Raw genomic sequence first — 15,281 nt, 5'->3', positions numbered from 1 at the left:
ATTAGAGCGGGGTTTGAAAAAGCACAACAGCGCAGCCAAAGCGCTGTTGGCATAGAGGGATTACTTGGCAGCGTTGAAATAACGGTAGATAACGCCCGCTAAAATGGCACCAATGATCGGAGCTGCCCAAAATAGCCATAATTGTGATACGGCCCAATCACCAACAAATAGCGCTGGGCCTGTGCTGCGGGCAGGGTTTACTGAGGTGTTAGATACAGGAATACTGATGAGGTGGATTAGGGTTAAGCATAAACCAATAGCGATCGGGGCAAAGCCTTTAGGCGCTCGTTCATCGGTTGAGCCTAAAATGACGAGTAGAAAAAATAAGGTCATTACAATTTCGCAGATCATTACCGATATCATGCTATAGCCGCCTGGAGAATGTTCACCAAAGCCATTAGAAGCAAAACCTGCCGCGAGACTAAAACCTTCTTGCCCTGAGGCGATTAAATACAATACGCCTGCACCGACAATACCACCCGCTACTTGGGCAATGATATAAGGCAACAGTTCCGATGCTGGAAAACGTCCGCCAGCCCAGAGTCCAAATGATACCGCCGGGTTGAGGTGGCAACCTGAGATATGACCAATCGCGAAGGCCATAGTGAGAACGGTTAAGCCAAAGGCGAGTGACACTCCGAGTAAGCCTATCCCCACCTCAGGAAAAGCTGCTGCCAGTACTGCGCTGCCACAGCCACCGAGCACCAGCCACAAAGTGCCCAAAAATTCTGCCGCCATTTTTTGTGACATATTCATTGATTGATTTCCTATTCAGTCGATTTATGTCGGTATGGCTTTTTGACGCCATTGCATAAACCATTGTTTATCTTGCTGGTTAAGTGTAGCTAGATAAATAACCATTCCCTTAATTGAAGTGTTATGTCTGCAGATTGTTCGGATCTCTGTAGACCATCACAACCTGGCTTTGCGTGTTTACGGCTTAGTTAACAACCACTTTAGCAAGTTTGTATGACACAACTGTGATCAAGCATAGATGGGTTTTAAGTATTTAGATTAATATCAAAGACAAAGATAACTTTAATGTGAGGAGATATTGGTTGTTGGCAGTGTTTTTGAATTGGCTTTATTAAAAGTGATTTAGTCGATAGAAGAGAATCATCAGGACACAAATACTCGAGAGCATTTGTGTCCATTAATGTTACTTAGCGCTAAAACGTCCACCCAAAACGGCTTCGCGGGAGGCGCCAGTGACGGCGGGTAGATTGGCTGGTAGGCCTAAGTGATGGCGCATCGCAAGCCATGCAAAGGCGATGCCTTCGGCCCATTTAGGATCGACTCCGAGTGCTGAGGTGGTATCGATATGATAATTCGGCAGTAACTCCGCTAAACGCTGCATTAGCTCGCCATTGAAAGCGCCACCACCACAGACAAATAATTCCCCTGCTTGGGCGAGTTTAAGGATGTCGCGGGCAATACTGTGACAGGTTAAATCGAGCAGTGTCGATTGAATATCTTCTTCATCTAATTGATTAAACGCCGATAATTGCTGCTCTAACCAGGCCTGATTAAATAGTTCTCGCCCAGTACTCTTTGGATAAGCAAGGGAGAAATAAGGGTGCGACAACAATTGCGCGAGTAGCTGTTGATCGGTTTTACCCGATGCTGCCCAAGTACCATTTTTGTCATAGGGTTCATTCTTTACTTGCTGAATCCAGGCATCAATTAAGGTGTTGCCCGGCCCAGTATCAAAACCTAAGACTTCATCGCTATTACCCGGCAGATAGGTGATATTGGCAATACCACCAATATTGAGGATGATGCGTTTTTTTCCGACTTGGGCAAAGGTTTGCTGGTGAAAAGCGGGCACTAATGGCGCGCCTTGGCCGCCTAAGGCGATGTCTTTGCGGCGAAAATCGGCAATCACATCTATGCCCGTTTCGGTTGCTATGGTGTTGGGATCGCCAATCTGCAGGGTAAAACCTACCTCAAGATTTGGCATATGGCGCACAGTTTGGCCATGGCTACCAATGGCTATGATGTCTTCTTTGGCTATCAGGGCTTTGGCGAGCAAGTTATTGACTGCAAGAGCAAATAATTTGCCAACACTGCGGTCTAGGCGGCCAAGTCGGTTGATTTCATCATTGCCTGGCAGACACAGGCGTTGTAATCCTTTGAGCAAATGGCTCGGGATCGCCTCGGTATGCGTTGCAATCAGCTGCGGCTGTTCGCCCGCAAAGTCTACTAGCACAGCATCGACACCATCCATACTGGTGCCTGACATCAGTCCAATATAATAAGCCTTGTTCATTTGATGGGATCCATCCGTCGTTATTGCATCGCCAATTGGGTTTGCTTGTTCTGTGAAATGCTTGCCATCAACTGTTTGCTGATAGTATCGAATTGAGATTTTTCTTTACGGGCGATTGATTCGGCCTTGGGCAAATCCACTGTTCTTGGATTGCGGTGCACCCCATTGACGATAAATTCATAGTGTAGGTGAGCACCCGTGACGCGTCCTGTTTTGCCTAATGTGCCAATAATTTGCCCCTGCTTAACGCTAGCCCCTTTGCTGACATTACGCTTGGTCAAATGTAAATACTTGGTCGTGTAGGTATCGTTGTGCTTAATGAACACATAGTTACCATTAAATTGATTGTAGCCGGATTCGATAACTCGTCCATTGCCTGCCGCTTTAATGGGGGTGCCAATTGCGGCAACATAGTCAACACCACGATGAGCTTTAACTTGTCCTGTCACTGGATGCAGGCGTCTAGGATTAAAGTTTGAACTGACATATTTAAAGTCAACCGGTGAGCGTAAGAATGCCTTACGCATACTTGTACCATTTTCGGAATAGTAGTTACCGTCGGTGTAGCGCACTGCAGTGTAGCGCTCATCTTGGTTAATAAACTCCGCAGCTAAGATATTGCCATTACGTAAAAACTCGCCTTCGGCATACTCTTGCTCATAGATAATGGCGAAGCTATCGCCCTCGCGTAAATCTAAGGCAAAGTCGATATCCCAGCCAAACACGGTCGAGAGTTGCATAATTTGGTTAGCATTTAAGCCCGCATCTACGGCAGCGTTCCAGAAGTTACTCTTAATTTTCGCGCTGGTGAATTGAGTGCGAATTTCAATGTCTTTTTCGGTGATTTTTTCAAAATACCTGTCGTGATCTTTAGTGATCACTAAGGTTGATATCGCATCAACACGGTAGCGCACTTCGGTTAAATCACCATTGACGTCCTTAGAGATCACAATTTCTTCGCCGGGAATGATTTTTAATAGATTCTGCTTGGCGAGCGGTAACTGAGTGATTTCATATACATCTTTGCTGGTGAGTCCTGCTCGCTCAAAAACGGCGGCTAAAGTATCGCCATTCTTAACATTAAAATGCTCAACATCCCTATGGTGGGCGCTCTCTAGGGTTTCGGGGGCTGAATGATTACCCGCAGCTAACGCGTCTACTGAAGACAAGGCTGTGGCTTGATTTGCCTCATCCTGTGTTTGTCCTTCAATGCCTTCTGGACGCTCTGGTGAGCGAAAGGCTAAGGGCACATCGTAACGGGTGTTGACTTGATGATCTGCAATACCTTGAGTTTGTCTTGAAGCTTGGGCTTCTTCAGATGGAAAGAGCAAGGTTATCATTGTGATAACAGAAAGAATGCTGAGGAGAATTTGATGCTTTTTAGGCAACAATTTAAATAACGTTATAACCTTTCCCATTGACGCCGATACCGATAACCTAAGGCTTGAATAATCCCGTTAGTGTACACACTTTCAATTGTGGTGGCTAACAAGTAACATAAGTCTCCTCATTTTATGACTATGGCCTTAGGAGTCCCCGCCGAGATGGCTGATTTAGACCAAGTATTAGCAGAAATTAGACGTGGTACCGACGAGATCCTACTCGAATCGGATCTGCTGGAAAAACTCAAAGAAGGACGTCCACTTCGTATCAAGTTAGGCGCAGATCCTACTGCACCGGATATCCATCTTGGACACACAGTAATTTTAAATAAGTTAAGATTATTCCAAGAGTTAGGTCATGAGGTCATTTTCTTAATTGGTGACTTTACCGGTATGGTGGGTGATCCAAGTGGTAAAAACAGCACTCGTCCACCACTGACTCGTGAGCAAGTGTTAGCCAATGCCGAGACCTATAAAGAGCAGGTCTATAAAATCCTTGATCCTACAAAAACGCGTATCGAGTTCAACTCGAGCTGGTTAGAGCCATTAGGCGCGGCTGGGATGATTCGTTTAGCCTCACAGCAAACTGTTGCTCGTATGATGGAACGTGATGACTTTAAGAAGCGTTATGCATCGGGTCAATCAATCGCTATCCACGAATTTATGTATCCGCTACTGCAAGGATATGACTCTGTAGCGCTCAAGGCCGACGTTGAATTAGGGGGGACTGACCAGAAGTTCAACCTATTAATGGGTCGTGAGTTACAGAAAGCCGAAGGCCAAAAACCACAAGCTGTGATTATGATGCCACTGCTTGAAGGTTTAGATGGCGTGAAGAAAATGTCTAAATCGGCGCACAACTACATTGGTGTGAGTGAGCCCGCCAATGAAATGTTCGGCAAGATCATGTCGATTTCAGACGAATTAATGTGGCGCTACTTTGAGTTGCTGTCATTCCGTCCCTTGGCCGAGATTGAACAGTTCAAACAAGATATCGCCAACGGTGCTAACCCTCGTGATACCAAGATTGCGCTCGCGAAGGAAATCATCGCGCGCTTCCACGACGAAGCCGCTGCTGAAAGTGCCCATCAAGCCTTTATTGACCGTTTCCAAAAGGGCGCTATCCCAGATGATATCCCAGAGGTTGAACTAGCGGCGGGTGAAGGCTTAGCGATTGCTAACTTACTTAAAGATGCCGACTTAGTCGGTTCGACTTCCGATGCGATGCGTATGATCAAGCAAGGCGCGGTGAAGATGGATGGTGAGAAGGTTGACGATAGCCGTATGACCTTAAGCGCTGGCACGGTTGCCGTATTCCAAGTCGGTAAGCGTAAGTTTGCGAAAGTGACTCTGGTTTAACTAATCTGAGTTTAGCTTGAATCGAATATCACGACTCGAGTACAGTGAATAAGTGCTTATTACGGTTAATAAGTACTTACCAAGTAGTAAAAAGAGCGCCTAAGGGCGCTCTTTTTATATCTGCATTTTATCTGGTGCTGGCTACATGTGAGATGCAGGCTTAAGGTGCCGTACTGGCCTCATGTTCACCAATATTACATCTGTCGGTGCCAAAATGCTGGCCATCACGACACTTCCAAGCTAGTTGAGCTGAATCGACCTGCCAGCGTTGGGCATCTTTTTTGAGTGATAAAATCAACAGCATTTGTGGATGTTGTTTAGATATTTCACTCACTTGATAGGTCAATATTCCATACTTTGTCGGCTGGGTCCGAACTAGGGTGAACTTTTGCCCCGCGTATTGGTTACTTATGGTTTTAGGATCTTCACTCCAAGCTTGATGTTGTGCTTGGGCAACACGCAGTTGTTGATTGAAATGGCTTACAGGTTGCACCGCATAGGAAACAATAATCGGCTGCTGCGCTTGTGCGTTGGGCACGAGTATCAAAGCATTTAGGGCGAGCAGGGCAATCAGTCCAAAAAACTTCATACAAACCTCATTGAAACTAAACGAACGAATTAGGCATTCAGCGCCATGGTTCAGTCGCATGACTCATTGTAGATTTCGACTCATTTTTAGGGCTCAAGTTTCAATCAAAGCGAAATTTTGTGATTATTGCATCGCTAATTGGTCTGACATTGTCTGATAGTCAATCAGATCCACATGCTCTGCGACTCTATGGTTGCGCATATCAAGTTTAAGGCTAGTCACGCCAGGGATAGCGACATCAATGATTTTGCCGGGCTTACCAAATTGCTCCCCAGGCCCCTTAAAGTGATAGTTACCAATCATCACCACTAATGAGCCCGCGTTATACATATGCTCGATATTAAAATCATATTCGAGCACTCCCTCATGGGCGCGCTCGAAAAAGTCGATAATAAAACGACCACCCGTGTATTTACGATTGGCAGTTTTATCGAAGAAAATACTATCGCGGTTATAGAATTTGCCGAGTGTTTTATAGTCGTGTTCAGTGAGCGCGTTCATATATTTGATGGCTAACTGTTGTTCCGCAGGCATTTCCCCTGAGTTTGCATGTACAGACACAGGAAACAGCGCTGGAATAAACATAAGGCAGACTAAAAGACACAATATTCGCAAACTATTCCCTCTTGGTTTTGAGATCAAAGGCGGGTAACGACAAATGCCATTTGATGGCGCATAGGCGGATCATTAATGCACTGGTCATGGCTAAAAACAGTGCCGTTTTTTCGCCCATACCCAAGGCTAAGCTTACGGTATAACCAATACCGCCGATAATTGAGGCCGTGGCATAGATTTCTGTGCGCAACACCATAGGGATTTGTCGGCACAGTAAGTCTCGAATAATGCCTCCTCCAACGCCTGTGATCAAGCCCATCACGACGGCAATCATGCCACTTAGCCCCATATTGAGGGCTTTTTCTGCACCAATCACAGTGAACAGGGCTAAACCTAAGGCATCAGCTACGGGGAGCGTATACTCCGGCATCTTGCGTGGTCGGCGTACTAACAGCAAACAAGCTAGGACAGTGGCGAGTATGACTATGATGTAGTTCGGGTCGCGGATCCAAAACACGGGTGTGGCGCCAATCAGCGCATCACGGATACTGCCACCACCTACAGCTGTGACCGATGCAAGCACTATCACCCCAAAGGGGTCCATGCGATGACGTCCTGCAGCTAAGGCGCCAGACAGAGCAAATACTGCCGTGCCACATAAATCGAAGAAGTAAATCCAATGGTTCATTTACTCATCTCTTTGATATGGATATTCAGCGCATCCACAGAAATACGAATTTCAATGACAGATAAAATCAGTGAATAAAGTAGGAGTAACAAGCTGGCACCAAAGATGATGGAGCCAGTCTTGTTAAAACCGATATAAATAAAAATCATACAGAGCACACACAGGGCAAAACTCGATACACCAGCTTCCTGCATGCGGCGAATAATCCTGATCCGCTGACTTAAGTTTTTAATCTGATCCTGATGCACGGGTTTGTCGCCGTTACTTAACTGACGGATCAATGCTGCCAGTGCAAAGAATCGGTTGGTATAAGCAAGTAATAGCAAAGAAATTGCCGGAAATAACAACGCAGGAGTTGTTAATGAGACATGCATGTTTTCGAACAAGATAGTCAGCCTTTAACCTAATGTTAAGATGAGAGGCATCATATCACAGGGTTTGTAGCCAGCGTAAACCCGCCCAAAGGAAGGGAAGAAGCGTGATAAAACTAAACCAAATTGCGCAGGCGCGTGAGGTGAGTTTTACTGCGGGGGTAATACTCTCATGGTGCGGCTGTGGGCCATAGACTATCTTTGCTACATCAATGCGTTGCCCCGAAAACTTCTGCGGTCCGCCTAATTCAATCCGTAAAATATTCGCCACTAAGGACACACTCATCACATAACCCCGTAGGGCGGGATGATTTTTAGAGGTGCGAAACAGCAATGCCAAGGCTTTAGGGCCACCCTGAATCGCAATAGACAGGCTCCATAACCAAGCGGGTATTGCCAGTAGTACCGTTGAGATAATATTCACAGTACTGCAAAAATGCTGATATTTAGGTTGTATAGGTGGCCAGCTGAGCTCGAGTTGTTTAATCATTCTGACCGCCAGCACCATAGGCGCACCCGCGATCGCAAAGAAGAAGATAGTCGAAGCCGTACCGTAAATTGGCGCTGTAGCCAATTTTTCAATCGTCGCTTTGGTTAAGCCCACTTCCGATAGGTTATCCGTATCACGGACAACCCACGGCTGTAATAGCTTTTTTGCGCTGGCATTATCCTCGCGTTTTAATGCCTTAGCGATTTCGTCGGCGACTTGGCTAAAGCCTGCATCACTCAAACACAGATAGAGTACTAAAAACTCAAAAAACCAAGGGAAAGCCGCGAGCTCGAGCAAAAAGGTAATAATCGCCCAAAAGGGGAACACTAAGAGCAGCATGGCCAAAAAGCCAGCCGTTGCTTGCTGGCTTGGTGAGCGCTCAGGGCGGTTTACTTTAGCGGCGAGCTGTTTGGCTAAGTGACTAAACCAAATCAGTGGCTGCATTTCCCTTGGCAATGGCGCTAAACGCGCCAGTAATAAAGCAAAGAAAAGTACCAAGAAGCCCTCAAACAAAGCGCCATCAATTTCGACAAGTTGTTGATAAAAAGAACTGTGCATCAGGTACTTTCCGCAATCATGCTTTAGTCAATTACTTTACTGAGTTTGGATCTAATTGCTCAAGCAGCAACATTACCATCAATGCTGAATGGTAGCCTGCCTTCACAATGTAAGAATCAAAGTCGACGGGGGAGTCGTTGTTGGCGTTGTCAGAGAGTGAGCGAATCACCACAAATGGCACGCCAAATTGGTGGCACACTTGAGCAATTGCCGCGCCTTCCATCTCACAGGCCGCCATGGTTGGGAAGTGCTCCAACATGGTCTTGGTACGTACTGGATCGCAAATAAAGCTATCGCCAGTACAGATTAAGCCTTCAATCGCTTTCACTTCGCCTAATTGTGCGATGGCCTTATTGGCTGCTTCGACTAAGTATGGCGCTGGAATAAAGGCTGCGGGTTGCTGCGCCATTTGGCCTATTTCGTAACCAAATGCGGTGACATCCACATCGTGGTGGCGCACTTCGGATGAAATCACGATATCGCCAATCGACAGTGAATCGACAAAACCACCCGCAGAACCTGTGTTGATTACTGCATCGGGGGCGTATTTCTCAATCAGCAGCGTGGTGGCAATACTAGCGGCGACTTTACCAATACCAGAGCGCGTCACTACAACGTCTTTGCCCGCTAAGGTGCCAGCGATAAATTCAATACCCGCAATCGTTTGCGAAGAGGCGTTTGTCATAGCCGCAATAAGATGGGCAACTTCTGGCTCCATTGCGCCAATAATACCAATTTTCATGGGAGACCCTTTTGATTCAACTGAATGTGTGATGCCACTAAAAGAGTGGGATAACAGAATGGCGGCTAATATACCACAGTTATGCTTTGACGTTATTGTGGGATTGCGATTGCTTGATTGGGATAATGTTAAACGGCGAATGGGTAAAAAAATGCGCACCCTAAGGTGCGCCAAAATTCACAAGCAAATGGTGGACTCGTGGGTACGAGTCCTAGACTCACAGCTACAGCGGTACAACAAAAAACCATTAATCTAAGTAGTTAAGAATGCCTTGCGCGGCATCACGTCCTTCGGCAATTGCGGTCACAACTAGATCCGAGCCACGGACCATATCGCCGCCAGCAAATACCTTTGGATTGGTGGTTTGGAATGGATTATCGGCCTGTTTACTGGCTTTTACTCGGCCCCATTGGTCGAGTTCAATGCCGTAATCGGCAAACCAAGGCGCAGGGCTAGGTTGGAAACCGAAGGCGATAATTACCGCATCGGCGTCGAGTAGCTGTTCACTGCCTTCAATCGCTTCGGCACGTTGACGGCCACTCGCATCGGCTTTACCCATTTGAGTTTCAACGCATTCGACACCCACCACTTTGCCATCCTGGGTTTTAATCGCCACGGGTTGACGGTTAAACAGGAAGTTCACTCCCTCTTCACGGGCGTTTTGCACTTCGCGGCGAGAACCCGGCATGTTGGCTTCGTCACGGCGATAGGCACAAATCACGCTGCTAGCCCCTTGGCGCACGGCGGTGCGAACACAGTCCATGGCGGTATCACCACCACCTAAGACCACCACGCGCTTACCGGCAAGGTTAAGGTAAGGCGTATCAGGGCTTGTGCTGCCCATCAGGTGATGGGTATTGCCAATCAAGTAGGGTAGGGCTTGGTACACGCCTTGGGCATCTTCGCCCTCAAGGCCCGCTTTCATGGCGGTGTAGGTTCCCATACCGAGGAAGACAGCATCGTATTCCTCAAGCAGTTGGTTAAAGGCGACATCTTTGCCCACAGTTACGCCCAGTTTGAACTCGATACCCATGCCTTCTAACACAGTGCGGCGAGTTGCCATCACGGCTTTATCCAGCTTAAAGGCGGGAATACCGTAGGTCAGCAGGCCACCAATCTGGGGATATTTATCAAACACCACAGCCTTAACCCCATTACGGGCAAGAATATCGGCGCAGCCTAAGCCAGCTGGACCTGCGCCCACAATCGCCACTTTTTCTTTACGGGGCGTGACCTTGCTCATATCCGGACGCCAGCCTTGGGCGATGGCGGTATCGGTAATGTATTTCTCCACATTACCAATAGTCACGGCGCCAAAGTCGGCGTTTAGGGTACAAGCCCCTTCACAGAGTCTGTCCTGTGGACAGACGCGGCCGCAGATCTCGGGCAGGGTATTGGTCTCATGGACTAAGTCCGCCGCCTCCATGATCCGACCCTGTTGCGCCAGTTTCAGCCAGTTGGGAATATAGTTGTGCAGCGGGCATTTCCACTCACAATAAGGGTTACCGCAATCGAGACAACGGTCCGCTTGTTCACTCACCTGTGCTTGCGCAAAGGGTTGATAAATCTCAATAAACTGAGTCGAACGCTTTGCCGCAGGGTGTTTAGTTGGGTCTTTACGACCCACTTCAATAAATTGAAAATCGTTACTCATCTGCTATTACCCCGCTTTTACTGCCAGTTCCGGGCTCGATTGCTCTAATTTGAGCAGATCTGCAACGGCGATATTTTTCGGTTTCACTAATACAAAGCAATCTAACCAGTTGGCAAAGTCGCTTAAGATCATCTTCGCGTGTTCACTGCCAGTCTCGGCCACATGCTCCTCAATCAAGCCTTTTAAATGTTGCTGATGAATAGCCGATTCGAGCTTTTGGGTGTCTACCAGTTCGCTATTGACGCGGCGATTAAAGCGGCCAAATTGGTCGAAAACATAGGCAAAGCCGCCCGTCATCCCCGCGCCGAAGTTGACCCCGGTTTTGCCGAGCACGACCACAATCCCGCTGGTCATGTATTCGCAGCCGTTATCGCCTAAGCCTTCAACTACGGCGATGGCGCCCGAGTTACGTACCGCAAAGCGTTCCCCCGCTTGACCTGCGGCGAAGAAGCGTCCGCCAGTCGCGCCATATAGACAAGTGTTACCGACAATCGCGCTGCGCTCGCTCTGGAATGGGCTACCCAGCGGTGGATAAATCACAATCTTGCCGCCCGACATGCCTTTACCGACATAGTCGTTGGCATCACCGCAGAGCTTGAGTTCGAGGCCTGGGCTGTTCCATACTCCAAAGCTTTGGCCGGCACTGCCGTTAAAGCTGAGTTTTATCGGTGCCTTAGTGCCTTTAACACCAAGGGTGGTCGCGATATAACCCGATAGGCGTGCGCCCACTGAGCGGTCGGTGTTGTTGATACTGTAAGCGGCATCGAAACACTCGCCCTTATCGACCGCACTCTGGCATTCGTTGAGCAGATGCTGGTTGAGCAAGCCTAAATCTGCTGGTGGATTGGTTTCCTGCCAAGTGCGCGAGGTGTTGGCTTTGACCTTAGGCTGATACAGAATTGGCGCTAAATCGAGTCCACGTTGCTTATCGGTCTGGCCTTCTAAGGTATGTAGCCACTCACTACGGCCCACTAAGTCTTCGAACTTGCTGACCCCTAGGGTTGCCATCCACTCGCGCACTTCCTCGGCGACAAACTCAAAGTAAGTCATTACTCGCTCTGGTAAGCCGTGGTAGTGGTTATCGCGCAGTTTCTTGTCCTGAGTTGCGACACCGGTAGCGCAGTTGTTCAGGTGGCAAATACGCAGGTACTTACAACCTAAGGCAATCATAGGCACAGTTCCGAAGCCAAAGCTCTCGGCGCCGAGTAAGGCTGCCTTGATGACGTCGGTTCCGGTTTTTAGGCCGCCATCGACCTGCAAGCGGATCTTATGGCGCAGGCCATTTTCCACCAGAGATTGATGCACTTCGGCAAGGCCGAGTTCCCATGGGCTGCCGGCGTATTTCACCGAGGTGATAGGGCTTGCGCCCGTGCCACCATCGTAGCCAGAAATAGTGATCATATCGGCGTAGGCTTTTGCTACACCAGTCGCAATGGTGCCAACACCGGGTTCAGATACTAATTTCACTGAAATCAGTGCCTTGGTATTGATTTGTTTTAAATCGAAAATCAGCTGGGCTAAGTCTTCGATAGAGTAAATATCATGGTGCGGTGGTGGTGAAATTAAGGTTACACCTGGGCGCGCGTGGCGCAGCCCTGCAATTTCCACACTCACCTTATGGCCTGGCAGTTGTCCGCCTTCACCGGGTTTTGCGCCCTGTGCGACTTTAATCTGCAACACATCGGCGTTGACTAGGTAATGGGCGGTTACGCCAAAACGTGCCGAGGCAATTTGTTTAATCGCCGAGTTACGTTCGGTGTTAAAGCGGCGAGCATCCTCACCACCTTCACCCGAGTTAGAGCGGCCACCTAAACGGTTCATTGCAATGGCTAATGCTTCATGAGCCTCGGGGCTTAAGGCACCGATACTCATGGCCGCACTGTCAAAACGTGGGAACAAGTGGCTAGCAGCTTCGACCTTATCCAGTTCAATTGCAGCTTGGTCAGCCTTAATGCCAATCAAATCCCTTAGGGTGGCAACTGGACGGTTATCGACTAATTCGGCAAACTTCTTATAGGTCGCAAAATTTTTGTCGATTAAGGATGCCTGCAATGTGTTGACCACATCAGGGTTGAAGCAGTGGTACTCACCGCCATCCACGTATTTGAGTAAACCGCCTTGTGGCAGTGGCACATGGGCGCGGTAAGCGGCTTTATGCAGCAGCGCTTGATCGTTGGCGATATCCTCAAAGCTTGCGCCTTCGATACGACTCACCACTCCTTTAAAGCAGAGTTCAATCACATCACTGGCGATACCAATGGCTTCAAACTGCTGGCTACAACGGTAGGAACCGACGGTGCTGATCCCCATCTTCGACATGATCTTACGTAGACCCTTCTCGATGCCGTAACGGAAGTTCAGCATCAGCGCCGTGGTGTCTGTCAATTGATGGCGTTTCGCCAGATCTGAGATTGATTCATACACTAAATAGGGATAAATCGCCGTGGCGCCAAAGCCGAGTAGCACTGCAAAGTGGTGCGGATCTCGCGCTGATGCGGTCTCGACAATGATGTTGGTATCGCAGCGCAGGCTCTTACTCACCAGCATTTGTTGCACCGCGCCCACCGCCATGGCTGCTGGAATCACCTGCGCCGATTTATCAATCGCACGGTCGGATAAAATCAGCAGTGTAGTGCCACTGCGGGCTAAACGCTCGGCTTCCGAGGTGATGCGGCGAATCGCCTGTTCTAAGCCTTCCTTCGGATCGTAGTTTAAATCGACGATATTGGCGCGATAGTAAGTGCTATCTAATCCGAGTAGTTGATTGAAATCACTGAATAATAATATCGGTGAGTTGAACATCACTCGATAGGCATGGCCAGTAGTTTCGTTGAAGAGGTTTTGTTCGCGGCCAATGCAGGTCGCCAGAGACATCACGTGCTTTTCACGCAATGGATCGATAGGCGGGTTAGTGACTTGAGCGAATTTTTGCCTGAAATAGTCATAGAGCGAGCGTGACTTTTTCGACAATACGGCCATTGGCGTATCATCGCCCATGGAGCCAGTCGCTTCTTCGCCTTGTTTTGCCAGTACCCAAATCACTTGTTCAAGCTCTTCGCGGGTGTAACCAAACTGCTTTTGGTATTGCAGTAGTTGCTCAGGACTTAATTCACTGGCGCCATGTTGCTCTGTCGTTAGCTGCTCGGCAGGAATTAAAGTACGACTGTTTTTCGCCATCCATTCTTTGTAGGGGTGGCGACGCTTAAGATCGTTATCGATTTCGAATGACTGATATAGACGGCCATTTAATGTATCTAACACTAACAGCTCGCCAGGGCCGACACGGCCTTTTTCAATCACTTCATCGGCGGCGTAGTCCCAAATGCCGACTTCTGAGGCGAGGGTTAAGATACGATCTTTGGTGATCACATAACGAGATGGGCGCAGACCGTTACGATCGACCGCGCAAGCGGCGTGGCGACCGTTGGTCATTACGATCCCCGCAGGACCATCCCATGGCTCCATATGCATGGAGTTAAAGTCATAGAAGGCTTTTAGCTCGTCATCCATCTCAGGGTTACTTTGCCATGCTGGCGGGATCAGCAAACGCATGGCGCGGTATAAGTCCATCCCGCCAGAGAGCAGCATCTCGAGCATATTGTCGAGGGAGGAGGAGTCAGAACCCGTTTCATTCACAAAGGGTGCCGCCTGCTGTAAGTCAGGCAGCAGCGGCGAATTAAACTTATAGGCTCGAGCGCGAGCCCATTGGCGGTTACCGGTAATCGTATTGATCTCGCCGTTATGGGCAAGATACCTAAAGGGCTGAGCGAGTGGCCATTTAGGTGAAGTATTGGTTGAAAAGCGTTGATGGAATAGACAAATGGAGCTTTTCAAACGGATGTCGGCAAGGTCGGGATAGAATGCGGGCAGGTCGGCAGGCATCATTAAGCCTTTGTAGACGATGACTTGACCTGAAAGACTCGCGACATAAAAGTCTTTATCGTCAGTAATTTGTTGCTCTAAACGGCGGCGAGCCATGTAGAGACGTCGCTCAAGGTCTTTCTCACGCCAACCAATGGGGGCGTTAATCAGCACTTGATAGATTTGCGGTAGGCTCGATTTACCAATCTCACCCAATACCTCAGGATTGATAGGGACTTTACGCCAACCAGCAATACTTAATGTTTCACGCTCCAGTTCGCGTTCGAGGATGAATTTAGCTTGGTCGGCTAATTCCTCATCTTGGCTTAAAAACAACATGCCTACAGCGAATTTGCGGCTCAAGTGCCAGTCATTTTCTGCGGCTACGGCCTCAAAGAATTGCAATGGTAGCTGCATCAATAAACCACAGCCGTCCCCAGTTCGACCATCAGAGGCGATACCGCCACGGTGTTTCATGCGATCAAGGCCATGGATAGCTGTGCGCACGATACGATGACTGGCTTCGCCATCCATTTGTGCAATCAAGCCAAACCCACAATTGTCCCGCTCAAAACTGGGATGATATAAGCTCATACAAAAACCTCCCTTGACCTCAACGAAATTACTACTCGGGAGAAATGTAAAGACTTTCTATAGATATGCACCCGAACCACCCAAATTATCCTGAGATTAACTAAAGGTCAAACCAAAATTTTGCATAAAATATGGGTATTAATTCATGTTTCATACACAAAACACAATT

At 48.3% G+C, this 15,281-nt stretch carries 12 protein-coding genes; 1 reads left to right on the top strand and 11 read right to left on the bottom strand.

The window, feature by feature from the left end; genetic code table 11:
* Nucleotides 1-60: 60 nt before the first annotated feature.
* The 3 genes from aqpZ to MMG82_RS02870 all read right to left on the bottom strand — a co-directional run bounded on the left by aqpZ (nucleotide 61) and on the right by MMG82_RS02870 (nucleotide 3,687).
* Nucleotides 61-756, bottom strand: a complete 696-nt coding sequence (gene aqpZ / locus MMG82_RS02880) for an aquaporin Z (RefSeq protein WP_037427605.1) — start codon at nucleotides 754-756, stop codon at nucleotides 61-63.
* 403 nt (nucleotides 757-1,159) lie between these two features.
* Nucleotides 1,160-2,269 (bottom strand): anhydro-N-acetylmuramic acid kinase, encoded by a 1,110-nt coding sequence (locus MMG82_RS02875; protein WP_047537769.1) that lies wholly within the window; start codon nucleotides 2,267-2,269, stop codon nucleotides 1,160-1,162.
* A 20-nt stretch (nucleotides 2,270-2,289) separates the two neighbouring features.
* Nucleotides 2,290-3,687, bottom strand: a complete 1,398-nt coding sequence (locus MMG82_RS02870) for a peptidoglycan DD-metalloendopeptidase family protein (protein WP_037427603.1) — start codon at nucleotides 3,685-3,687, stop codon at nucleotides 2,290-2,292.
* Nucleotides 3,688-3,813: 126 nt separating this feature from the next.
* On the opposite strand from MMG82_RS02870, the gene tyrS reads away from it, so the two are divergent.
* Entirely contained in the window at nucleotides 3,814-5,010 is a 1,197-nt protein-coding gene (gene tyrS, locus MMG82_RS02865) for a tyrosine--tRNA ligase (protein WP_047537767.1), read from the top strand.
* A gap of 160 nt (nucleotides 5,011-5,170) precedes the next feature.
* Here tyrS and MMG82_RS02860 read toward each other — a convergent pair whose 3' ends face one another.
* The 8 genes from MMG82_RS02860 to gltB form a co-directional block, all read right to left on the bottom strand.
* On the bottom strand, nucleotides 5,171-5,599 hold the full coding sequence (locus tag MMG82_RS02860) for a hypothetical protein (protein WP_037427601.1): 429 nt from the start codon (nucleotides 5,597-5,599) through the stop codon (nucleotides 5,171-5,173).
* 123 nt (nucleotides 5,600-5,722) lie between these two features.
* Complete coding sequence (locus tag MMG82_RS02855; protein ID WP_037415527.1) at nucleotides 5,723-6,214, bottom strand: nuclear transport factor 2 family protein; 492 nt, start codon at nucleotides 6,212-6,214, stop codon at nucleotides 5,723-5,725.
* Between the two features lies 1 nt (nucleotide 6,215).
* The gene (locus tag MMG82_RS02850; RefSeq protein WP_037427599.1) at nucleotides 6,216-6,842 is read right to left on the bottom strand and encodes a trimeric intracellular cation channel family protein; all 627 of its coding nucleotides are present in this window, start codon (nucleotides 6,840-6,842) and stop codon (nucleotides 6,216-6,218) included.
* Entirely contained in the window at nucleotides 6,839-7,216 is a 378-nt protein-coding gene (locus MMG82_RS02845) for a DUF2721 domain-containing protein (RefSeq protein WP_037415657.1), read from the bottom strand. The genes MMG82_RS02850 and MMG82_RS02845 overlap by 4 nt, the downstream gene beginning before the upstream one ends.
* 55 nt (nucleotides 7,217-7,271) lie before the next feature.
* The gene (locus tag MMG82_RS02840) at nucleotides 7,272-8,261 is read right to left on the bottom strand and encodes a cobalamin biosynthesis protein (protein ID WP_037427598.1); all 990 of its coding nucleotides are present in this window, start codon (nucleotides 8,259-8,261) and stop codon (nucleotides 7,272-7,274) included.
* A 31-nt stretch (nucleotides 8,262-8,292) separates the two neighbouring features.
* Nucleotides 8,293-9,003 carry a 5'-methylthioadenosine/adenosylhomocysteine nucleosidase gene (locus MMG82_RS02835; protein ID WP_037427597.1) on the bottom strand — a complete coding sequence of 237 codons (711 nt, stop codon included), beginning with the start codon at nucleotides 9,001-9,003 and terminating at the stop codon, nucleotides 8,293-8,295.
* A 247-nt stretch (nucleotides 9,004-9,250) separates the two neighbouring features.
* The gene (locus MMG82_RS02830; RefSeq protein ID WP_088585908.1) at nucleotides 9,251-10,657 is read right to left on the bottom strand and encodes an FAD-dependent oxidoreductase; all 1,407 of its coding nucleotides are present in this window, start codon (nucleotides 10,655-10,657) and stop codon (nucleotides 9,251-9,253) included.
* 6 nt (nucleotides 10,658-10,663) lie between these two features.
* Entirely contained in the window at nucleotides 10,664-15,112 is a 4,449-nt protein-coding gene (gene gltB / locus MMG82_RS02825) for a glutamate synthase large subunit (RefSeq protein WP_047537755.1), read from the bottom strand.
* Nucleotides 15,113-15,281 lie beyond the last annotated feature (169 nt).

This window comes from Shewanella sp. MM_2022_3 (assembly GCF_022557375.1).
Classification (GTDB): Bacteria; Pseudomonadota; Gammaproteobacteria; order Enterobacterales; family Shewanellaceae; genus Shewanella; species Shewanella xiamenensis.
Note: the sequence above shows the minus strand (reverse complement) of the source record. Positions and strands in the feature narration are given on the sequence as shown.